This window comes from Paracoccus sp. KKT209, assembly GCF_055635455.1.
Window position 1 is genome coordinate 2,416,295 of record NZ_CM145758.1, and the last position, 21,805, is coordinate 2,438,099.

At 69.1% G+C, this 21,805-nt stretch carries 18 protein-coding genes; 5 read left to right on the forward strand and 13 right to left on the reverse strand.

Features of this window, described 5'->3' with window-relative positions; all coding sequences use genetic code 11:
* Positions 1-149: 149 nt before the first annotated feature.
* The 9 genes from murB to ACZ2G3_RS12000 all read right to left on the reverse strand — a co-directional run bounded on the left by murB (position 150) and on the right by ACZ2G3_RS12000 (position 10,065).
* Positions 150-1,085 (reverse strand): UDP-N-acetylmuramate dehydrogenase, encoded by a 936-nt coding sequence (gene murB / locus ACZ2G3_RS11960; RefSeq protein ID WP_470396250.1) that lies wholly within the window; start codon positions 1,083-1,085, stop codon positions 150-152.
* A gap of 217 nt (positions 1,086-1,302) precedes the next feature.
* Positions 1,303-1,650, reverse strand: a complete 348-nt coding sequence (locus tag ACZ2G3_RS11965; RefSeq protein ID WP_470396252.1) for a hypothetical protein — start codon at positions 1,648-1,650, stop codon at positions 1,303-1,305.
* Positions 1,647-1,913, reverse strand: a complete 267-nt coding sequence (locus tag ACZ2G3_RS11970) for a DUF2484 family protein (protein ID WP_470396253.1) — start codon at positions 1,911-1,913, stop codon at positions 1,647-1,649. The genes ACZ2G3_RS11965 and ACZ2G3_RS11970 overlap by 4 nt, the downstream gene beginning before the upstream one ends.
* Complete coding sequence (murC, locus tag ACZ2G3_RS11975; protein WP_470396255.1) at positions 1,910-3,331, reverse strand: UDP-N-acetylmuramate--L-alanine ligase; 1,422 nt, start codon at positions 3,329-3,331, stop codon at positions 1,910-1,912. The genes ACZ2G3_RS11970 and murC overlap by 4 nt, the downstream gene beginning before the upstream one ends.
* Positions 3,328-4,416, reverse strand: a complete 1,089-nt coding sequence (locus tag ACZ2G3_RS11980; protein ID WP_470396257.1) for a UDP-N-acetylglucosamine--N-acetylmuramyl-(pentapeptide) pyrophosphoryl-undecaprenol N-acetylglucosamine transferase — start codon at positions 4,414-4,416, stop codon at positions 3,328-3,330. The genes murC and ACZ2G3_RS11980 overlap by 4 nt, the downstream gene beginning before the upstream one ends.
* Positions 4,416-5,579 carry a putative lipid II flippase FtsW gene (gene ftsW / locus ACZ2G3_RS11985; RefSeq protein ID WP_419271085.1) on the reverse strand — a complete coding sequence of 388 codons (1,164 nt, stop codon included), beginning with the start codon at positions 5,577-5,579 and terminating at the stop codon, positions 4,416-4,418. Before ftsW ends, ACZ2G3_RS11980 begins: the two co-directional genes overlap by 1 nt.
* Before the next feature lie 125 nt (positions 5,580-5,704).
* On the reverse strand, positions 5,705-6,583 hold the full coding sequence (locus ACZ2G3_RS11990) for an urea carboxylase-associated family protein (RefSeq protein WP_470396258.1): 879 nt from the start codon (positions 6,581-6,583) through the stop codon (positions 5,705-5,707).
* A 65-nt stretch (positions 6,584-6,648) separates the two neighbouring features.
* The gene (locus ACZ2G3_RS11995) at positions 6,649-7,392 is read right to left on the reverse strand and encodes a cytochrome c biogenesis CcdA family protein (protein ID WP_470396259.1); all 744 of its coding nucleotides are present in this window, start codon (positions 7,390-7,392) and stop codon (positions 6,649-6,651) included.
* Between the two features lie 123 nt (positions 7,393-7,515).
* Positions 7,516-10,065, reverse strand: coding sequence for an Rne/Rng family ribonuclease (locus tag ACZ2G3_RS12000; protein ID WP_470396261.1), 2,550 nt, complete (start codon positions 10,063-10,065; stop codon positions 7,516-7,518).
* Positions 10,066-10,619: 554 nt separating this feature from the next.
* Between ACZ2G3_RS12000 and ACZ2G3_RS12005 the strand changes: the two genes are divergently transcribed.
* From ACZ2G3_RS12005 to ACZ2G3_RS12020, 4 genes are all read left to right on the forward strand, one after another.
* A complete protein-coding gene (locus ACZ2G3_RS12005) occupies positions 10,620-11,651 on the forward strand; it encodes an IS110 family RNA-guided transposase (RefSeq protein WP_470396263.1) in 1,032 nt (343 codons plus the stop codon).
* Positions 11,652-11,716: 65 nt separating this feature from the next.
* Complete coding sequence (locus ACZ2G3_RS12010) at positions 11,717-11,890, forward strand: hypothetical protein (RefSeq protein WP_419270912.1); 174 nt, start codon at positions 11,717-11,719, stop codon at positions 11,888-11,890.
* Positions 11,887-12,636 (forward strand): SOS response-associated peptidase, encoded by a 750-nt coding sequence (locus tag ACZ2G3_RS12015; protein WP_470396264.1) that lies wholly within the window; start codon positions 11,887-11,889, stop codon positions 12,634-12,636. Before ACZ2G3_RS12010 ends, ACZ2G3_RS12015 begins: the two co-directional genes overlap by 4 nt.
* A gap of 81 nt (positions 12,637-12,717) precedes the next feature.
* A complete protein-coding gene (locus tag ACZ2G3_RS12020; RefSeq protein WP_470396265.1) occupies positions 12,718-13,635 on the forward strand; it encodes a lipase family protein in 918 nt (305 codons plus the stop codon).
* Here ACZ2G3_RS12020 and ACZ2G3_RS12025 read toward each other — a convergent pair.
* From ACZ2G3_RS12025 to ACZ2G3_RS12035, 3 genes are all read right to left on the reverse strand, one after another.
* Positions 13,585-14,442 (reverse strand): glycosyltransferase family 25 protein, encoded by an 858-nt coding sequence (locus tag ACZ2G3_RS12025; RefSeq protein ID WP_470396267.1) that lies wholly within the window; start codon positions 14,440-14,442, stop codon positions 13,585-13,587. The two genes, ACZ2G3_RS12020 and ACZ2G3_RS12025, sit on opposite strands and share 51 nt — an antisense overlap.
* Complete coding sequence (locus ACZ2G3_RS12030) at positions 14,423-15,040, reverse strand: inner membrane-spanning protein YciB (protein WP_470396268.1); 618 nt, start codon at positions 15,038-15,040, stop codon at positions 14,423-14,425. Before ACZ2G3_RS12030 ends, ACZ2G3_RS12025 begins: the two co-directional genes overlap by 20 nt.
* A gap of 93 nt (positions 15,041-15,133) precedes the next feature.
* Positions 15,134-16,771, reverse strand: a complete 1,638-nt coding sequence (locus ACZ2G3_RS12035; protein WP_470396270.1) for a DUF1223 domain-containing protein — start codon at positions 16,769-16,771, stop codon at positions 15,134-15,136.
* Between the two features lie 237 nt (positions 16,772-17,008).
* On the opposite strand from ACZ2G3_RS12035, the gene acnA reads away from it, so the two are divergent.
* Entirely contained in the window at positions 17,009-19,789 is a 2,781-nt protein-coding gene (acnA, locus tag ACZ2G3_RS12040; RefSeq protein ID WP_470396272.1) for an aconitate hydratase AcnA, read from the forward strand.
* Positions 19,790-19,950: 161 nt separating this feature from the next.
* Here acnA and ggt read toward each other — a convergent pair whose 3' ends face one another.
* The gene (gene ggt / locus ACZ2G3_RS12045; protein ID WP_470396273.1) at positions 19,951-21,756 is read right to left on the reverse strand and encodes a gamma-glutamyltransferase; all 1,806 of its coding nucleotides are present in this window, start codon (positions 21,754-21,756) and stop codon (positions 19,951-19,953) included.
* Between the last annotated feature and the right edge of the window lie 49 nt (positions 21,757-21,805).

The following is a 21,805-nucleotide window of genomic DNA, read 5'->3' on the forward strand; positions in this document are numbered from 1 at the left end:
CTTTCGCGCCCGGTTGCTCCGGGCTTGATCCATTCGCGCCGCCTTGGACGGCGGCGTCGTATGGACGGACGATACAAGCAAAGCGTGAACCGAAAAAGAAGAAATTCGGCTGTGTGCGCCGAATGTTGCGCCGGCTGCCGCTTTGGCGATCAGTCGCTGTCCGGGGCGGGATCGCCGATCCGCACGACCTCCCATTGCAGGTCGTGGCCGCTGTCTTCCAGCACGCGGCGGCGGACCAGCTCGCCCAGGGCCTCCAGTTCGGCGGCGGTGGCGCCGCCGGTGTTCAGCAGGAAATTGGGATGCTTTTCAGACATCTGCGCCCCACCCCAGCTGTGCCCGCGCAGGCCCGCGCGGTCGATCAGGGACCAGGCCTTCAGGTCATGCCTGTCATCGGCCTGCCCGGTCGAGCTGAAGCCGGCCGGGTTGCGGAAGGTCGAGCCGGCGCTGCGTTCGCGGGTGGGCTGGCTGGCGTCGCGCCGGGCCAGCTGGTCGGCCATCTTGGCATGCAGCGCATCGGGATCGGCGCGTTCCGCATGGAATCGCGCCTCGGTCACCACCCAGCCCTCGGGGATCTCGGCCTGGCGATAGGCAAAGCGCAGGTCGGCGGCGGTGAGCGTCAGGATGCGGCCGTCGCGGCTGACCAGGCGGGCGTCGATCAGGTGGTCGGCGACATAGCTGCCATAGCAGCCCGCGTTCATCCGCACCGCGCCGCCGATGCTGCCGGGAATGGTGCGCAGGAAGGTCAGGTCCAGCCCCGCATCGGCCGCCCGACGCGCCACCTGCGCGTCCAGGGCCGCCGCGCCGGCCGTGACGATGTCGCCTTCGGCCTCAACGGCGTTGAAGGCGCGCCCCAGGCGGATGACCACGCCCCGGATGCCGCCGTCGCGCACGATCAGGTTGCTGCCGACGCCCATCGGGAAGACCGGAACGGAGGGGTCCAGCGCGGCGAGGAAATCGGCCAGGTCGGCCTCGTCCGCGGGCTGGAAGAGCCAGTCGGCGGGACCTCCGACGCGGAGCCAGGTGAGGCTGTCCAGGGGACGATCGGGGATCAGGCTGCCGCGCGGGGTGGGTAGGTCGGAACACATGGCAGAGGTGGTAGCCAGCGCCGCGCCCATCGTCAACCGAGCGCGCAACACGAGCGCGCGTTGCGAGTGGTGACGGGGCGCGCGGGAAGGGCAAGGAAAGGGCAGCATTTGCTGGAAAACCGGCGGCACCAGGCATGCACCGTCGGGACACCGCGCGTGCACAGGGTGTACACCGCTTGCGGGCGCTTGGTTAAGCTTCGCTTCAGGAAGGGGCAGGTCAGATCAGGAAGGTCGCGGCCGCCGCGCCGGCGGCAGTCAGCAGGCCCAGGGCGGTCAGGAGCCCCGTCGCGCGGCGCCAGGCCGCGCGATGTCCGCCGAACCGCGCCAGGGCCAGGCCGATGCCCAGACCCAGCAGCGCGGGCAGCACGATGAAGCTCTGCGCCACCACCGCCGCAAGGTCGTGGAAGCCGTCCCGCCCGCGCGCCGCGAGGTAGAGTTGCAGGGCGATCGTCGCCAGCAGCCAGGCCAGCGCCGGCAGCGGCCAGCGGAGCCCCAGCCGGATGCTGCCCCAGGCGATGAACCCGGCCCCGGCGAGGCAGGCGGCGGCGATGATCCAGGGGGTCACGTCTGCGGCCTGCGGCCGGCGCGCGAGGGCGGCGGCCGGCGGCCCAGCGCCAGGAGGCCCAGCGCGAAGCCCAGGACGCCGATGCCCGGCCCCCAGACCAGCGTCAGCCAGCCCAGGATCGGCACGCCGAAGGTGACGAGGCACCAGTTGGCCCGCGGCCGCCACCGGGGCGCCAGCATCGGGACAAGGCAGGCAAGGCACAGCCAGACGCCGGTGACCGCCGCGGCGGTCAGGGGCAGCGTCGATAGCTGGATCGCCGTCACGCGGCCTGGCCCTGCAGGCGCGCGGGCAGCGCGTTGGCCCAGGCCGAGATCGTCCCCGCCCCGAGGCAGACGACCATGTCGCCCGGACGGGCCTGTTCGCGGACCAGCCGCTCCAGGTCGTCCTCGGACAGGATGGCGCGGGCATGGCGGTGGCCGTGCGCGATCAGCCCGGCCACCAGGTCGTCGCGCGAGGCGCCGGGGATCGGGTCCTCTCCGGCGGCATAGACTTCGGCGATGGCGACCACGTCGGCCTCGTTGAAGCAGGTGCAGAAATCCTCGAAGAGCGAGGAAAGGCGCGAATAGCGGTGCGGCTGGTGGACCGCGATGACGCGGCCGCTGCCGGCCTGGCGGGCGGCCTTGAGGACGGCGGCGATCTCGACCGGGTGATGGCCGTAGTCGTCGATGACGGTCACGCCGTCCACGGTGCCGACATGGGTGAAGCGCCGCCCCACCCCGCCGAACTTGGCCAGGGCGTCGCGGATCTCGGACCGCTTGATCCCGAGGTGGCGGGCCACGGCCACGGCCGAGAGGCAGTTCGAGACGTTGTGATCGCCCGGCATAGGCAGGGTGCAGCCCTCGATCATCGGGATCTTGCCGTCGGCGGCCTCTCCCTGAAGGGCGATGTCGAAATGGGCGATGCCCTTGTCATAGCGCAGGTTCATCGCGCGCACATCGGCCTGGGCGTTGAAGCCGAAGGTCACCACGCGCCGGTCGGTCAGCCGGCCCACCAGGGCCTGCACCTCGGGGTGGTCGGTGCAGCAGACAGCAAGGCCATAGAAGGGAATGCCCGAAGCGAAGTTGTAGAAGCCCTGGCGCAGCGCGTCGAAGCTGCCCCAATGTTCCATATGCTCGGGGTCGATATTGGTCACGATGGCGATGTCGGCGGGCAGGCGGTTGAAGCTGCCGTCGGATTCGTCCGCCTCGACCACCATCCATTCGCCCGCACCCGCCCGCGCGTTCGAGCCATAGGCGTGGATCACGCCGCCGTTGATCACGGTCGGGTCCAGGCCGCCCGCGTCCAGCAGGGTGGCCACCATCGTGGTGGTCGTGGTCTTGCCATGGGTTCCGGCGATGGCGATGTTCGATTTCATGCGCATCAGCTCGGCCAGCATCTCGGCCCGGCGGACGATGGGCAGGCCGCGCAGGCGCGCCTCCTCCAGTTCCGGGTTGCCCTTCTTGATGGCGGTCGAGATGACGATGACGCCCGCGCCCTCGACGTTTTCCGCGCGCTGGCCCTCGAAGACGGTGGCGCCCAGGGTCTCCAGCCGGTCGGTGATCTTGGAGCGCTTGAGGTCGCTGCCCTGCACGCGGTAGCCCAGGGTCAGCAGCACCTCGGCGATGCCCGACATGCCGATGCCGCCGATGCCCACGAAATGGATGGGGCCCAGCTCTCCGGGCAGTTTGGTCGCTGCGTTCATCGCGCAATCTCCTTGACGAGGTCGTAAAGGCGCCGCGCCGCGTCGGGGCGGGCAAGGGACAGCGCAGCCTGGGCCATGGCCGTGGCCTGCGCGGGGTCGGTCAGGATCGCGCGGATGTCGCGCGTGAGGCTGTCCGCGTCAAGCACGGATTCGGGATGGACATGGGCTGCGCCCGCCTCGGCCAGGGCCTGGGCATTGGCGGTCTGGTGATCGCCGGTGGCCGCGGCGAAGGGGATCAGGATCGCGGGCCGCCCGATCACCGTGATGTCGGCCAGCGACGAGGCGCCCGAGCGGCTGATGACCAGCTGCGCCTGCGCCAGGCGGTCGGGGACGTCGGTGAAGAAGGGCTGAACCTCGGCCGCGATGCCGGCCTGGGCATAGGCTTGGGTGACCCGCCCGCCATCCTCGGCCCGGGCCTGGTGGCTGACGCGCAGGCGGGCGCGCAGGTCACCCGGCAGGGCCGCGACGGCGGCGGGCACCATGTCCGACAGGACGCGGGCGCCCTGGCTGCCGCCGATGACCAGCAGGTGCAGGGGGCCATCGCCCAGGGGAGCGGCATAGGGGGTGGCGGCCTGGTCCAGCACGCTGGCGCGGACCGGGTTGCCGGTATGGATGCCCGAGAGCCCGTCCGGCAGGTCGGTGGGCCAGGTGCCGCAGGCGATGCGGTGGACGCGGGACGCGAAGAGGCGGTTCACGCGGCCCATGACGCCGTTCTGTTCGTGGATCATGCGCGGCAGGCCCATGCTGTACGCCGCCGAGAGGGCCGGGATGGTGGGATAGCCGCCAAAGCCGATCACCACCGCCGGGCGGTCGCGGCGGAAGGCGGCGCGGGCGGAGAGGACGCCCGCCGCGATCTTGAAGGGTGCTGCCGCCTTGCCGGCCGCGCCGCCGCGGGCGGTGGTGGCCGAGGTCACGATCTGGCGTTCGACCGCCTCGGGGAAGCCCCCGGCATAGCGGGCGCCGCGGTCGTCGGTCGAGAGACGGACGCGCCAGCCCTGGGCCAGCAGCATCTCGGCCAGGGCCTGGGCGGGAAACATGTGCCCGCCGGTTCCCCCGGCGGCGATCAGCGCAAGCGGGGCGGACATCAGCGGCCCCGGCGCAGGATTTCGGCGAACTCGCCCTGGGGGCGGGTGCGGGTTAGGGCCAGGAGCATGCCGGCGGCGATCCCCGACGCGATCACGGAGGAGCCGCCATAGCTGACGAAGGGCAGCGTCATCCCCTTGGCGGGCAGCAGGCGCACGGCCACGCCCATGTTGATCAGCGCCTGCACCCCGAAGGCGCAGGCGAGGCCGGTGCCCGCGATGCGCGCGAAGGGGTCGCGTTCCTTCAGCAGGCGCAGCAGCGAGCGGATGACGATGGTGCAGTAGAGCGCGATGATCGCCAGGACCATGACCAGGCCGTATTCCTCGGCCGCGACGGCGATGATGAAGTCGGTATGGGCATCCGGCAGCGACCATTTGACCGAGCCTTCGCCGACGCCGACGCCGAAGAAGCCGCCCTCCTGGATGGCGTTGGTGGCGTAGCCGATCTGGGTGCGGGGGTCGATCTCGGGCGAGAGGAAGCCGTTGATGCGGCGCGCGAAGTGTTCGGAGGCGCCATAGGCGAAAACGCCGCCCATCAGCGCCATCCCGGCCACGCCGAGGAGCAGCACCATGGGCGCGCCGGCCACGAAATACATCACCAGCCAGGAGAACAGCACCAGCGAGGCCTGGCCGAAGTCCGGCTGGAGCGCCAGGAGCAGCACGACGACCACCGCGGCGAGGAAGGAATAGGCCTTGCCCGGCGGGCCGCCGATCTCCTGGCTGGCGGCCATGAACCAGGCGCAGAGCGCCACGAAGCCGGGCTTGAGGAATTCGGAGGGCTGGATGGAGACGAAGCCCAGGGAGAGCCAACGCGTCGCGCCCTTGCCGAAATCGGTGCCGATGAAGGGCAGCGCCACGATCATCAGGAACGAGAGCGCAAATCCCAGGACGCCGATGCGCCGGATCTGGCGCGGCGACAGCATCGAGATGACCAGCATCACCACCAGTGCCAGCCCGCCGAAGACCGCCTGCCGCTGCACATAGTAGAAGCGCGGAAGGTTGTTCTTTTCGGCCAGCGGCACCGAGGCGGCCAGCCCCAGAAGCAGGCCGATCGCGAAGAGGCCGAGGACACAGGCCAGCGCCCATTTGTCCAGGGTCCGCCACCAGCGTGGAAGAATCGGGTCGCCCGTCCGCACGGGCGTCGCGCCGAAGACCATCTCGGTCATGGGAATACCGCCGTCACTGCCTCTGTCCTGTCCGGTTTTCCCGGATCTGCGGGGAAGGATAGCGCGAATGTGCCCGTGGCGCTACTACAGATTGTGCAGGTTCCGGCAGCCCTGGCCGGGGCCGGTCAGCCCCCTGCCCCGCCGTCCTGGCCGTGGCTGCGGTCATAGCCGTTCGGGCGCGAGGGCTGCCAGCCTGCGGGCGGGGCCAGCGGCCTGAAGACCTCGACCAGAAGCGGGTGGCAGGGGGCCGCGTCCGAGGAATGTTCACCCCCGCAATCGCCGCCCGGACAGGCCGAGAGGGCGCCCAGAAGGGCCGTGTCGGCCAGGAATTCCAGGTAGTCGCCGGGGCGGACGGGGCTGGCCTTCATGAAATACTGGCCGGTGTCGCGGGTGAAGCCCGTGCACATGAAGACGTTCAGAACGTCGTGGACATGCGCCTCTGCCTGGTCCAGCGGCAGGTCGCGCGCCAGCGCCAGGGCGCGGGTCAGGTTCGAATGGCAGCAATGGTGATACTGCCCGCCCTCCGACAGCAGGTTGTGGGTGTAGGGGTCGCAGCGCGTGCCGATCACGTCATGCACGCTGGCGCCGAAATCGTCGAAACCGTACCAGTCCAGCGAGTCGTCGGTGATCGTGGCCAGGGGCCGCAGCGTCGGAAAGTTCGACCAGAGCCGGTCGCCCGAGGAGAGATGCGTGCCGTGCAGGGCGCGGGTCTTGCCGGAATAGAAACGCTCGGACAGGTCGGCGCTCCACAGGTTCAGGTCACCCACCTGCGGGCCTTCAATGCTGGTGATGCGGAAGAAATGCCCGGCCGGCACGGAAAAGCAGCGCGCCTCTCGGGGCGGGACCCGCACGCTGTCGGTCAGGGTCCAGCCCGGACGCGCGGCGCGCAGGGCGGTCAGGTCGGGGCGCGGCAGGCCGTCGACCGGGTAGCAGATGACGGGGGCCAAGGCGCGCCGGGCGGCGGCATCGGCGGGGGCCGGGTGCAGGGGGTGGTCGGGCTTCATGGCAACCTTTGTGCGCTGTCGCGGTGGCCCATGCTGGCCCGGAACGCGGCGCGGCGCCAGAGGCCTCAGCCGAGCGCGGCCAGGGCCGGGAAGGTTTCCAGCAGCCAGAAGCTGAAGGTCGAGAAGGCGCCGGTCAGCAGCATCACCCCGACCCCGACCAGCAGCAGGCCCATCACCCGCTCGATCGTCCTGAGCCAGGGCTTGATGCGGTTCATCACGCCGATGGCGCGATTGATGAAGATCGCGGCCAGCAGGAAGGGGATGCCCAGGCCCAGCGCATAGACCGCCAGCAGCGCGGTGCCGCGCGACAGTTCGCCCCCGGTGGCGGCCAGCGACAGGATCATGCCCAGCTGCGGGCCGATGCAGGGCGTCCAGCCGAAGGCGAAGGCCAGGCCCAGCACATAGGCCCCGAAGGCGCCGCCGTCCTGGCGGCCGGCCTGCATCCGCGCCTCGTGGTCCAGAAAGGGGATGCGGATGACGTGCAGGAAATGCAGGCCCATGATGACGACCATCACCCCGGCGATCCGCGCCAGCACGTCCTGGTATTGCAGAAAGGCGCGCCCGAAGGCCGAGGCCGCGACCCCCATGACCAGGAACACCGTCGAGAGGCCCATCACGAAGAACAGCGCCGGCAGGACGGCGCTGCGTTCGCGCGCGCGCAGCCCGTTCACCCCCACCCCGGTCATGTAGGCCAGGTACGGTGGCACGATCGGCAGGACACAGGGCGACAGGAAGGACAGGAAGCCTGCCAGCAGCGCCACGAAGGCGGCGGGCAGAAAGGCGGCGGTGGCGAGTTCGATTCCCAGCATGGGCGCCACCATAGCCGCAGCGGGGCCGAAAGACAGCGGCCAAAGCGTCACGGCTGCGTGGGCGCAATGCGAAAGGGGCGCGCCAAGTGGCACGCCCCCTTCTGTCGGTTCGTCAGCCTGCGATCAGCGGCCGGACCACCAGCCGCGGCGCTTGGGCTGGGCGCTGGCATCGGCCAGTTCCGCCTGCGGTGCGGGTCCGGGTTCGTTGGCGGCCTGCGGCGCGGGGGCCGGGGCGCTATCCTCCGCCTCGACCAGCGGGGCCTGGGCGGGCTGCGGCGCGGGCTGGGCCTGGGGTTCGGCTGCGGTTTCGGGTTCCGCCTGGGGGGCCAGCGGGGCGACGGGTTCTGCGGCGGTCTCGACCAGTGCCTCGGCCACGGCCTCCGCGCTGACGGTGTCCACCTCGGGGGTCGCGTTCAGGCCGGGCAGCGCCTCGGCCCGATGGTCGTCGGGCTGGCCGGCCACGTCCATGACCTCGGGCAGCGCCTCGGCCTCGACCGGCTTGCGGGACCGCGACCGCGAGCGCGAGCGGGACCGCGACCGGCCGGCGGGCTCGGCTTCGGCGGCCTCGACGGCCTCGGCCATGGCGGGGGCGCCATCCTCGTCGGCGGGGACGATGTCGGCCTCGGCCTGCGCATCCTCGGTCGCGTCGGTGTCGTCATCACCCTCGTCGCCGGTCTCGGCCGATTCGCCCTCGGGACGGTCGCCGGACTTCCGCCGACGGCGCCGACGGCGACGGCGCGACCGGCCGCCTTCACCTTCGCTGTCGTCAGCGGCGGGAGCGGGTGCGGCCTCGGATGCCTCGGCGGGCTCGCGGGTCTCGACCTCGGCTTCGGCTTCGGCTTCGGGGGCCTCGTCCAGCTCCTCGGCCTCGACGATGTCCAGATCGTCCTCCTCATCGTCGATGCTGGCCATCAGGTCGGCATTGACCCCAAGCGGCACCTGCGAGGGTTCGGGCACGACGCGGGTTGCGGTCTTGAACTTCTCGATGGCGAAATCGGGCGAAACCAGCGCCGGGTCCGCCTCGACGCGCACGGACATGCCATAGCGGGCCTCGATCCCCGCCACGTGCTCGCGCTTGGCGTTCATCAGGAAGTTGGCCACCGCGACGGGCGCCTTGACCAGCACCTCGCGCGACCGCTTGCGCGTGCCCTCTTCCTCGATGGCGCGCAGGATGGTCAGCGCCAGGCTGTCATCGCTGCGGATCAGGCCGGTGCCGTGGCAATGGGCGCAGGGCTGCGTGGTCGATTCCAGCATGCCGGGACGCAGGCGCTGGCGCGACATCTCCATCAGGCCAAAGCCCGAGATGCGGCCGATCTGGATGCGGGCGCGGTCGGATTTCAGCTTGTCCTTGATGCGCTTTTCCACGGCGGCGTTGTTGCGACGCTCGTCCATGTCGATGAAGTCGATGACGATCAGGCCGGCCAGGTCGCGCAGGCGCAGCTGGCGGGCGACCTCGTCGGCGGCCTCCAGGTTGGTCTTGAGCGCGGTCTCCTCGATCGAGCCCTCCTTGGTGGCCCGGCCCGAGTTCACGTCGATGGCGACCAGCGCCTCGGTCACGCCGATGACGATGTAGCCGCCCGATTTCAACTGCACGACCGGGTTGAACATGCCCGCCAGATAGCTTTCGACCTGGAAGCGCGCAAACAGCGGCATCTGGTCGGCGTAATGCTTCACGTTCTTGGCGTGGGACGGCATGATCATCTTCATGAAGTCCTTGGCCACGCGATAGCCGCGCTCGCCCTCGACCAGGACTTCGTCGATGTCCTTGGAGTAAAGATCGCGGATGTTGCGCTTGATCAGGTCGCCTTCCTCGTAGATCGGCGCGGGCGCGATCGACTTGAAGGTCAGGTCGCGGATCTGTTCCCACAGGCGCAGCAGGTATTCGTAGTCGCGGCGGATCTCGGTCCGGGTGCGCTGGCTGCCGGCGGTGCGGATGATCAGGCCGGCGCCACGGGGCACGTCCAGCTCTCCGGCGATTTCCTTCAGCTTCTTGCGGTCCACGGCATTGGTGATCTTGCGGCTGATGCCGCCGCCGCGCGCGGTGTTGGGCATCAGGACGCAATAGCGGCCGGGCAGCGACAGGTAGGTGGTCAGCGCGGCACCCTTGTTGCCGCGCTCCTCCTTGACGACCTGGACCAGCATGATCTGCCGGACCTTGATCACCTCCTGGATCTTGTAGCGGCGCGCGCGGGGCTTTCTGGGGGCGCGGACCTCTTCGGCCACGTCCTCCTCGGCCACCGATTCGATCTCGTCGTCCTTGTCCGAGGCGTCCTGGCCTTCGGCCTCGTCATCGGACAGCGTCTCGTCGTCCTGCGCGGATTTTTCGGCGCGCGACGGCTTGCGACGGCGGCTGCCGCGCTCTTCCTCGGCCTCCTGGGCCTCGGCATCGGCGCGTTCCTCGGCCATCAGGGCCTCGCGGTCGGCGGCCGGGATCTGGTAGTAGTCGGGGTGGATTTCCGCGAAGGCCAGGAAGCCGTGGCGGTTCCCGCCGTAATCCACGAAGGCCGCCTGCAGCGAAGGCTCGACCCGCGTCACCTTGGCAAGGTAGATGTTCCCCGCCAGCTGACGCTTGTTGACGGTCTCGAAATCAAATTCCTCGACCTTGGTTCCGTCGACCACGACCACCCGAGTTTCCTCGGCATGGGTGGCGTCGATCAGCATTTTCATTGCCATGTTCTTGTCTTTCGCGCAGGCGCGCCCCGGGCGGGGCCAGCGGCACCCCCCGGTCACGGCTGCGGTTTGTTGATGAGGACACGGGCGCGTCACCGACAGAGACGTTCCGACCGGCGGTGCCTGTGGCCCGCCCGTCCTGAAGTCTGCCGTCCAAAGCGCGCGTCATCGCGTCTGTTCCTTCGAATGACCCCGAGCCTTTCAAGACCGCCGGGCCGCTGTCTGTCGTCACCCCCGTGCGCAATCCCGGATCGGGCGGCGCGGCCGGAGGGTGGGTTTTCCGCGTTGCACATGGCTCTCCCGGATCGGGTTCAGAGGTGCCGCGCTGCGAAACTTTCGGCGCGCGGACATTCCTCAGCGGAAACAGCCGCGCGCATGGTTCCAGCATAGAGGGGCAGCGGGGGAAAATTCAATGCAGAAAAGGTCGTGTATCCTTCTGCGGCGATTTCGGGCCCCGGACGGGAATGCTAGGCTGGCGCCATGTGCTGGTGTGGACGGCTCCTCATCCCACCTGTGTTACGATTTTGCCTTCAACAGCCAGATGAGAGGAGAGCGCGATGAAGATCACACCTGTCCGTATCGGCATGGATACGGCGAAATCCGTTTTTCAGTTGCATGGGGTTGCCGCTGATGAAGAGGTCGTTGTTCGGCGGCAGTTTCGTCGATCAGAGATGATCCGTTACTTTGAGAAGCTTCCGCCTGCACTTGTCGCAATCGAGTCCTGCGGCAGTTCGCACCACTGGGCCCGGTTGCTCACGTCGTTCGGTCACGACGTGAAGCTGATACCTCCCCAGTATGTGAAGCCATATGTGAAGCGCGGGAAAAATGATGCCGCGGATGCCGAGGCTCTGTGCGAGGCGGTGACCCGTCCGAGCATGCGTTTCGTGCCCATGAAATCAAAGGAACAACAAGCAGCCTGTATGTTGATGACAGTTCGGGAGCGTCTGGTCAGCGTCAAGTCGCAGCTTTCCAATGCCTTTCGTAGCTATGCCGCGGAGTTCGGCATTGTGGGCGCTGCCGGGCGGCAGAACGTCAATGCCCTGATCCGCCAAGTGCTCAGCGATGATACGTTGCCTGAGCTGGCGCGCGATCTCTTCCGCTTTCAGGCGAAAGAATACTCAGCGGTAGAGGCGCGCCTGGAAGAGATCGAAGCCAGGCTCATGAAATGGCATCGCCAGAATGAGGTCAGCCGGCGGATCGCAACGATCCCCGGCATCGGACCAATCGGGGCCGCAATGCTCAGCATGAAAACCCCGCCCGCAGAGAGCTTCAGATCCGGACGCGACTTTGCCGCCTGGATCGGGCTGACGCCGAGGGATCACTCGACGGGCGGGCGAATGCGGTATGGCGGCATCACGAAGGCTGGTGATGCGGCGCTTCGCTCTGTTCTGGTCGTGGGAGCCACAGCATTGCTCAGACACATCAGGGCTGGTCGGCACAAACCTACGGCCTGGGTCGCGGCGCTACTTGAACGCAAGCCGCCAAAGCTGGTCGCCGTGGCACTGGCCAACAAGTTCGCGCGTATTGCCTGGCGCCTGATGGTGTCCGGCGGAATTTACAGTCGACCACCCGAAAGAATGGCGGCATAATCGAGATCAGGCTTCGACGGATAATGGCCGGCGAATAGCCTCATCAGACTTGCAGGACGCAGGAGATGGAACAACCAATCGGTCGATACGAACGTGATTCCGAAGGTTACACTGGCATCAGTGATGCCGCCAATGTGCTTGGAGCGGGCGTAGCGTACACCATCTGGGCCAGCGAGTTCATCTCGCGCAAACAGGCCGGACATCTGATAGCAAGCGATTTGGTTAGAAGTCTGCTTTGATCCTACAAGGAGGGGCCGTCCACATCTGCAACCTTTATTCCAACACCACGGCCCCCGAGGCGATGCGCCGGCTGTTCGCGGTCACGGCCGCGGGCGACCACCTGGGCAATGCCGAGCCCCAGCCCGCGATCTTTCCCAAGGGGGACGCCGCCATCGTGCGGATGGACCCTGATGGCGGGCGGCGGCTGGACTACAGCCACTGGGGCTTCGTGATGCCGCAGGTCTCCCGCCGGACGGGGCTGCCGATCCAGCCCAGGGCGGTCAACAATGCCCGCGACGACAAGCTGCGCGTCTCGCCCTTCTGGCGGGACGCGTTCCGGCACCGGCGCTGCCTGATCCCCGCCAGCAGCTTTTCCGAGGCCCGGGGCCGCAACCCGGCCACGCATGTCTGGTTCGGCATCCGGGGCGACGCACCCCGACCGCCCTTTGCCCTGGCGGGGATCTGGCAGGCCTACGACGGCCCCTATGGCGCGGAACGGCGGTCGCTGCTGGTCAGTTCGATGATCACCACCACGCCCAATCCGCTGGTGGCGCAGGTCCATCCCGACCGGATGCCCGCGATCCTGCTCCCGGAGGATTACGCGACCTGGCTGGAGGGCGACCCCGACGAGGCCTTTGCGCTGATCGAGCCCTACCCGGCCGAGGAAATGGTGATCCACCAGCAGGGCGTCGGGCTGAAGGCCGATCCCGTCGGCAGCGGCGGCGATGACGCAGCGCCCGGACCGGGCCAGCTGCCGCTGCTCTGAGCGTTGCGCGCCCTGTGCGCAGGGCGTCACGCAGCTTTAACGCATTCTTCACGGCGCTGTTGCAGCCTTGCCCTAGCTGATGTGGCAACGGAACTGCGGCGGGGGTTCGGGATGGCGGTGATGCGGGTGAATGCCGGTGAGGCCTTGCCGGGCGACCTGTGGCGGCGCGCCGCCGAGCTGCCCCAGGGGGCGCCCGTCATCGTCATGCTGCACGGCTATCGCTATTCCCCGCGCTCGCCCGCCCATGACCCGCATCGCCACATCCTGTCGCCCGAGGCGACGCCCGGGGTCCCGTCCTGGCCCCGCGCGCTTGGCTTTCAGAACCGCCCGGGCGAGGGGCTGGGCATCGCCTTTGGCTGGGAGGCGCGCGGCAGCCTGCAGGGCGCCTATGCGCGCGCGGGACAGGTCGGCGCCGATCTGGGCGGGCTGGTGTCGGAGCTGGCCGCGCAGGCGGGGCGGCCCGTGGGGCTGATCGGGCATTCGCTTGGCGGGCGGGTGGCCCTGCAGGCGCTGGCGGGGGCGGAGGCAGGCAGCGTCGGCCGGGTGATCCTGCTGAACGGGGCCGAGTTCCGGGATGCGGCCGCAGAGGCGATGGAGCGTCCTGCCGGCGCCGGGGCCGAGGTCATCAACGTCACCGCGCGCGAGAACGACCTGTTCGATTTCGGGCTGGAGCAGCTGCTGGCGCGGGGCCGGCGCCGGGCATTGGGCTGCGGGCTGGCGCAGGCGCGGCCGAACTGGGTCGACCTGCAGATCGACCATGCCGCCACGCTGGACGCGCTGGCCGAGCTGGGCTTTCCCACCGCGCGCGGGTCGCGGCTGATGTCGCACTGGACGACCTTCCGGCGCGACGGGCTGTTCGACCTTTACAGGACGGCGTTGTGCCACCCCTGGGCCCTGCCCCTGGGCCTGCTGCGGCTGCACCTGCCCGATGGGCCGCAGCCGCGCTGGTCACGCCTGCTGCCCCGTTCCGCCGCCCGGGACGCGCCGCTGCGGGCGTGAGGACAGGCGCCCCCGCGCCAGCCGCCAGCCCCGGCAGCCCAGCCGCGCCAGTTCCAGCCAGGCGCGATAGGGCAGCACGGTCAAGTATCGCCAGCGGCCCAGCTTGTAGGCGCGCAGGCCCGCCTGGATCTGCGTCGGATGGTCGGAGCGCTGCGAAGCCGGCAGCGGGTCCACGAAGGCCGCGCGCAGCCCGTCCAAATATTCCAGGTCAAAGGCGATGTCGAAGGCCAGGCGCATCGGCAGCAGCTTGTCGGTGAACCATTGTGCCGCGCGGCGATCCACGACATAGGCGCCGGCGCCCTTTTCGCGCGTCAGGGCGACGGCCAGATGCCGCCCCTGCCCCAGGTCGCGCACCCGATACTTTCGCCCGCGGTTTACGGATGTCAGGCGCAGCAGGTTCCACAGCTCGCGATGGGCCGCCGCGCGGTCCAGCGTGTCCAGGAAATCAGGCTGGAAGCTGACATCATCCTCGAGGATCAGCGCCAGGTCGGCGTCGCCGGCCAGAAAGGCCCGCGCGCAGGCGATGTGGCTGAGATAGCAGCCGACCTCGGGCGGGGTGGTGCGGCGGCCGTGCAGCAGGCGATAGGCGGTCTCGTTGAACTCGACGAGGGGAAAGTCCAGCTTACGCCCGTCCACGCCCTCGATCCGGGTGAAGGGCAGGCCCGCGGCGGTCAGCTTGGCGGCCATCGCGGCCAGCCGGTCCCCGGCCCCCGCCATGTTGATCAGATAGATCGCCAGCCGCTGCCGGCTGAGCGGCAGCGTGATGCAGCCGTCGCAGGCCGCCCCCTCAGGCTGCGCGGTCGTCATTGGCCGCGTCCTTGTCCGGCAGCGCATGGGCGCGGTAAAGGCCCGCATTCCCCAGAAGAAACGCGAACAGCAGCACCGGCAGGCCGAAGGTCTTGAAATAGACCCAGGCGGTTTCGGACATGTTGCGCCAGACCAGCTCGTTCATTACCGCCAGCGCCAAAAAGAACAGCGCCATGCGCAGGGTCAGCTTGCGCCAGCCCTCGGCGTCCATCGGCAGCGCCTCGGAGAGGACCGCGCCCAGCCAGTTGCGGCGCAGCGCCAGGCCTGTGCCCAGGATGACGGCAAAGAGGACATAGATGATCGTGGGCTTCAGCTTGAAGAAGCGCGGGTCGTTCAGCCAGACCGACATGCCGCCGAAGACGATCACCAGGACCAGCGTGGCCACCTGCATCGGCGCCAGCTTGCCGGTGATGCGCCACTGGATCAGCGTGCTGAGGACCAGCGCGGGGATGAAGACCAGCGTGGCAAAGATGAAGCCGCCGTAGCTTTGCCCCCAGAGCTGGACGTCCTGGCCGCGAAACAGCATGAAGACCGCGAAGAACAGGATCAGCGGCCCGAATTCCAGCGCCGGCTTGACCCAGGGTTTCGTATTTTCCATGCGCCGGTATGCTCCTGCCAAGGGCCGCGTGCTGCGCGGCGGTCATCGTCACAGGCCTTTTCGCCCAGGATCAGGCAGGCCACAAGGGCCGCGTCAATCCAGCTTGATGGCGGCCAGGATGGGTCCGGGCCGGCTGCGGGCGCCGCGCACCTGCTGGACCAGTACCGCGTGACGGGTGTCGGGCGGAAAGCGGTCGCTGGCGATCTGGTCCGTCCGCACGTTCAGCCGCAGCGGCCCCTTGCCGTCCCAGCGCGCCAGCCGTTCATGCGACAGCACCACATTGCTGTAGGCCACCGACTTGCCGCTGTTCTCGCCGCCGCGCACCTCGACGATGCGCTGGGGGGCATAGCGCACCATGGCGATGTCCACGGGGCTGTCGAGGTCGGACAGGGGCTGCAGCTCGATCGCCTCGCCGTCGCGGGTCTTTTCGCGCTGGATGCTGATCATGGCGGGGGCATAGCGGCGCCCGTCGATCAGTCCCATCAGCTGGGCCGGGTTCGGCGCCACGGCGGTGTCCTGCCCGTCCACGATCATCTGCGGCGTATAGATCGACCGTTCGCCCGCGATATTGGCGTAGCCGGTCTGGCGCTCGGTGAATTCGGGGCGGGCAAAGCTGTCCTCCCAGCCCAGATAGTCCCAGTAGTCGACGTGATAGGACAGTGCCAGCACGTCCCCCTGCCCCTTGAGCATGGTCAGCATCGCATCCGCGGGCGGACAGGACGAGCAGCCCTGCGAGGTGAACAGCTCGACCACCACGGGCAGGGTCGAGGTCGGCAGGCCGGGCGCGTCGGGCGGCGCCTGGTCAAGAAGGGGAAAGCTGTCATAGGGGACAGCCTGGAACAGGTTCCTGGCTGAGGGGTCCACCCGGCCGGGATCCGCCGGCGCGGCGATCACCGGGGCCAGGGCCGGCGCCGTGGGGCGCTGCGGCGCGGCCGCCGGGGGCAGCTCCACCGGGGGCATGGTCGCCGCAAGCGGCGCCGAAGGACGCGGCGCGGGAACCGCAGCCTCGGCCAAGGGCGCGCGTTGGGCCGGGACCGCGGCCGGCGCGGGCGGCGCCAGGGCGGGCAGCACCGGCCGTTGGGCGGGCGGCCGGGCGGAACTGCGCAGCCGCGTCGACTTGCCCTCCACACCGCGCGGCTTTGGTTTGCCCTGCACCACCGGGGCGGGACGGGCAGAAGCGCTGGGTGCCGAGCGGGCGGCAGGGGCCGGTGCCGTGGTTGCACCTGCATTTCCCCGCCCGCTGGTGCCCCTGTTGCCGCCGGCTGCGCCACTGCCTCGGCTCGGGGTGCTCTGCGGCTGTCCGCGCGAGGTGCCAAAGCTGCTGGGGCCGTCATCGGCCCGGCCCGGCGCGCTGCCGGATCGGCCGGGTGCGCTGTTCGACCGGCCGCGCGATGGGCCAAAGCTGCTGGGTGCGTCGTCGGCCCGGCCCGGTGCGCTGCCCGACCGTCCGGGGGCGCTGCCGGATCGGCCGGGACTGTCGTCCGACCGCCCTGCTCCACCGCCGCCCGATCCGCCGCGAGAATCGCCCGAACGACCCGAGGATCCCCCGGAATTGCCGCGGGAGTCCGACTGCCCGCCGCCGCCCTTGCCGGAATTCCCCTGGGCGGGGGCCGTCACCGGCACCAGGATCAGGCTCAACGCGGCCAGCGCGGCCAGGGCTCCGGCACGCAGCCGTCCCAGCCCTGATGCCGGATCAGCCTTTGCGGGCACATGTGCGGGCCTGGCGGCCATCATTTGTTTCCTGTCGCGTTTCACATCATCCCTGATAGCGCCGCGCGCCGGCCGCCGCCAAATCAAGGCTTCGTTAACCAATCTCCCTCGTCCCGGCCGTGCCCCTTGAGCAACAGCCCGAAACATGGTATGCGATTGCATACAATTTGCATGCCCGCCCTTGCAGCGCCCCGGACGATGGGGCAAAGCAGGGGACGCATGCCCGACCCATCCATTCTTGCAGACAGGGAGGCCCTGATGCCCATCCAGACCGGAACCGACACCGCCAAGACCCGCCGCACGCTTACGGCCGGCGGCGCCCAGGTCGACTATTACTCGATCGCCGCCGCCACCGAGGCGGGGCTTGGCGATTTCTCGAAACTGCCGGCCGCGCTGAAGGTCGTGCTGGAGAACATGCTGCGCTTCGAGGACGGCGGCCACACCGTCTCGCTGGACGACATCAAGGCCTTCGCCGAATGGGCGACGCTGGGCGGCAAGAACCCGCGCGAGATCGCCTATCGCCCGGCCCGCGTGCTGATGCAGGACTTTACCGGCGTTCCGGCCGTGGTCGACCTGGCCGCGATGCGCGACGGGATCAAGGCCCTGGGTGGCGACGCGCAGAAGATCAACCCGCTGAACCCGGTCGACCTGGTCATCGACCATTCGGTCATGATCGACGAATTCGGCACCCCCCGCGCCTTCCAGAAGAACGTCGAGCTGGAATACGAGCGCAACATGGAGCGTTACACGTTCCTGAAATGGGGCCAGAAGGCCTTCAACAACTTCCGCGTGGTGCCGCCCGGCACCGGCATCTGCCACCAGGTGAACCTGGAATACCTGGCCCAGACCGTCTGGACCGACACCGACCAGTCGGGCAAGACCGTCGCCTATCCCGACACACTGGTCGGCACCGACAGCCACACCACCATGGTCAACGGGCTGGCCGTCCTGGGCTGGGGCGTGGGCGGGATCGAGGCCGAGGCCGCGATGCTGGGCCAGCCGATCTCGATGCTGATCCCCGAGGTCGTCGGCTTCAAGATCACCGGCGCGCTGGCCGAGGGCGTGACCGCCACCGACCTGGTGCTGAAGGTCGTGCAGATGCTGCGCAAGCACGGCGTCGTGGGCAAGTTCGTCGAATTCTACGGCGAGGGCCTGGACAACATGCCGCTGGCCGACCGCGCGACCATCGCCAACATGGCCCCCGAATACGGCGCCACCTGCGGCTTCTTCCCGATCGATGACGAGACCCTGCGCTATCTGCGCCAGACCGGCCGCGAGGAGGACCGCATCGCCCTGGTCGAGGCCTATGCCAAGGAGAACGGCTTCTGGCGGACGGCGGATTACGCGCCGGTCTATTCCTCGACGCTGGAACTGGACCAGAGCACCGTCGTGCCCGCCATCTCGGGCCCCAAGCGCCCGCAGGACCACGTGCCGCTGACCGAGGCCGCGACCGCCTTTGGCGACTACATCAAGGGCCTGCGTCCCGCCGCCGCGGTTCCGGTCGAGGAAAAGGCCGAGATGACCGAGGAAGGCGGATCGCCCAGCCCCGCCCCCGCGGAAATCCCCGGCGGCAGCCACGGCCACCTGAACAGCGCCCCTGTCGAGGGCGAGGACTATGTCCTGCGCGACGGTTCGGTCGTGATCGCCTCGATCACCTCCTGCACCAACACGTCGAACCCCTATGTGCTGATGGCCGCGGGCCTGGTCGCCCGCAAGGCCCGCGACCTGGGCCTGACCCGCAAGCCCTGGGTCAAGACCTCGCTGGCGCCCGGATCGCAGGTGGTCGAGGAATACCTGAAGGCCGCCGGCCTGCAGGAGGACCTGGACGCCCTCGGCTTTAACCTGGTGGGCTTTGGCTGCACCACCTGCATCGGCAACTCGGGGCCGCTGCAGCCCGAGATCTCGAAGGCGATCAACGACAACGACCTGGTGGCCGTGTCGGTCCTGTCGGGCAACCGCAACTTCGAGGGGCGCATCAGCCCGGACGTGCGCGCGAACTATCTGGCCTCGCCCCCGCTGGTCGTGGCCTATGCGATCGCGGGCGACATGAACATCGACGTGACCCGCGACCCGCTGGCCCACACGCCGGACGGCAAGCCGGTCTTCCTCAAGGACATCTGGCCGACCTCGAAGGAAGTGTCGGACATGGTGGACCGCATCGTCACGCGCGAGATGTTCCAGGCCAAATATGCCGACGTCTTCAAGGGCGACGAGCGCTGGCAGGGCGTCGAGATCACCGACAGCGAGACCTATGACTGGCCGGCAAGCTCGACCTATATCCAGAACCCGCCCTATTTCCAGGGCATGTCGCAGCAGCCGGGCACAATCGACGACGTCAAGGGCGCGCGGATCCTGGCGCTGCTGGGCGACATGATCACGACCGACCACATCAGCCCGGCAGGTTCGTTCAAGCCCGCCACCCCGGCCGGCCAGTACCTGACCGAGCGCCAGGTGGCGCCGCGCGATTTCAACAGCTACGGATCGCGCCGCGGCAACCACGAGATCATGATGCGCGGCACATTCGCCAACATCCGCATCAAGAACGAGATGCTGGACGGGGTCGAGGGCGGCTATTCCAAGGACGCGCAGGGCAACCAGGCGCCGATCTATGACGCGGCCATGTCCTATGCCGAGGAGGGCACGCCCCTGGTCGTCATCGGCGGCATCGAATACGGCGCGGGCTCCAGCCGGGACTGGGCGGCCAAGGGCACGAACCTGCTGGGCGTCAAGGCGGTCATCGCCGAAAGCTTCGAGCGCATCCACCGCTCGAACCTGGTCGGCATGGGCGTCATCCCCTTCGAGTTCACCGAAGGCCAGAACCGCAAGTCGCTGAACCTGACCGGTGACGAGACCATCTCGATCGACGGCCTGTCGGGCGAGTTCAAGCCGCTGTCGCTGGTTCCCTGCACCATCACCTATGCCGACGGCACGGTGAAGGAGATCCAGCTGAAGGCGCGCGTCGATACAGAGGTCGAGATCGACTACCTGAAGAACGGCGGCGTGCTGCACTACGTGCTGCGCAATCTCGCCGCCGCCTGATAGGGCCGGATCGAGAAACGGAAAACCCCCGGCCCGCGGCCGGGGGTTTTTGATTGCGGCGTTGCAAGGGGGGTATCTGGGCAACGAAGAAGCCGCGCGAGGTGCGTTCTTGCCGAGATACCCGGGGAGGTCAGCGCAGCCTCCGCTGGCACCCTTGCGCGTCACCCGCCGATGGCGATGCCCTCGCGGCGCGGATCGGCCCCCCCCTGCAGACCTTCGGGCGTCACGACGATGCCCTGCAGGCCCGAGGTGAGCTCGGTTTCCCTGACCTCGAAGCCCATCTCGGACAGCCCCTGGGTCAGGTTTTCGGGCAGGCCCGCCTCGACATCCATGGGGCCGAAGCGGTTCACCAGATTGGGGCTGGCCACGGCCTGCTGGATGTCCATGCCCCAGTCCAGATGCGCGACGATGGCCTTTGCCACATAGCCGATGATCCGGCTGCCGCCGGGCGAGCCGATGACCATGACCGGGGCGCCGTCGCGCCGCACGATGGTGGGCGCCATCGAGGATCGGGGCCGCTTGCCCGGCGCCACGGCATTGGCGATGGGCCAGCCGGCTGCGTCATGGGTTTCGAAGCTGAAATCGGTCAGCTCGTTGTTCAGAAGAAAGCCGCCCGCCATGACCCGCGAGCCAAAGCCGTTCTCGATCGTCGTGGTCATCGACAGCGCGTTCCCCTGCGCGTCCAGGATCGAGACATGCGAGGTCGAGGGCAGTTCCAACGCGCTGTCCTGGCCCCACATCATCGCGTGGCTCCATCCGGGCTGGCCCGCGCTGACCTCGGGCAGGCTGTCGTCGCCCGACAGAAGCTGGCCGCGTTCGGCCAGATAGGCGGGATCGACCAGCCCCTCGGTCGGCACGGGCACGAAATCGCTGTCGGCCATGTAGCGGCCCCGGTCGGCGAAGGCCAGGCGCGAGGCATCCCCGACCAGGCGCCAGGCCTCGGGGTTCAAGGCACCCAGTGCGGCAAGGTCATAGCCGCCCAGCATGCCCAAGATCTGCCCCACCGTCAGTCCGCCCGACGAGGGCGGCCCCATGCCGCAGATGTCATGGGCGCGGTATTCGACGCAGACGGCGGGCCGCTCGACCACGCGGTAGCGGGCCAGATCCTCCAGCGACAGAAGGCCGGGATTGTCCTCGGCGCCCTGGACGGCGGCAGTGATCTGGGCGGCGATGGGGCCCGTATAGAAGGCATCCGCGCCATCGGCTGCCAAGGCACGCAGGGTTTCGGCATAGGCGGGGTTCTTCAGCGTGGCACCCTCGGCCACCGGCGTTCCACCCGGGAAGAAATAGTCGGTCGTGGCGGGATAGCGGGCCAGGGCATCCCCCTCGCCCGCCACCAGCGTGGCCAGGCGCGGCGAGACGGTGAAGCCCTCCTCGGCCAGGCGGATGCCGTCGTCGAACAGGCCGGCCCAGTTGGCGCGGCCCCATTTGCGATGCGCGACCTCCAAGAGGCGCGGCGTGCCGGGCGTGCCGACCGAGCGGCCGCCCACCACCGCCTCCATGAAGTCCAGCGGCTGGCCCTCCTCGTCCTGGAACAGCGTCGGCGTGACGTCCAGGGGCGCTGTTTCCCGGGCGTCGAGCGTCGTCACCTCGCCCGTTTCGGCATCGTGCCAGACAAGGAAAGCCCCACCGCCCAGGCCCGAACTTTGCGGCTCGACCAGGCCCAGCACGACCTGAACGGCAACCATTGCATCGGCCGCGCTGCCGCCAGCCTCCAGCACGCGCGCCCCGGCCTGGACGGCCAGCGGATGGGCGGCGGTGATCATCCAGGTCTGCGCCGTGACCGGCCGCCCCTCGGCCTTGGCCGCCAGCGCGTCTTGGGCCGCGGGCGTCAGGTCCCCGAAGCCCGAGGTCTGAACCTCGGCCCCCGAGGCGTTTTCGGGGGCCACGGCATCGGCCGCCTGCTGTGCCCCCGCCAGTGTCGCGCTGCCCATCAGCAGCGCCCATGCCAGACCGGTCCGCGTCATCGCCTCTCTCCCCTTGTCGCATGTGTGATGAGGGGCAGTCTGGACCCCT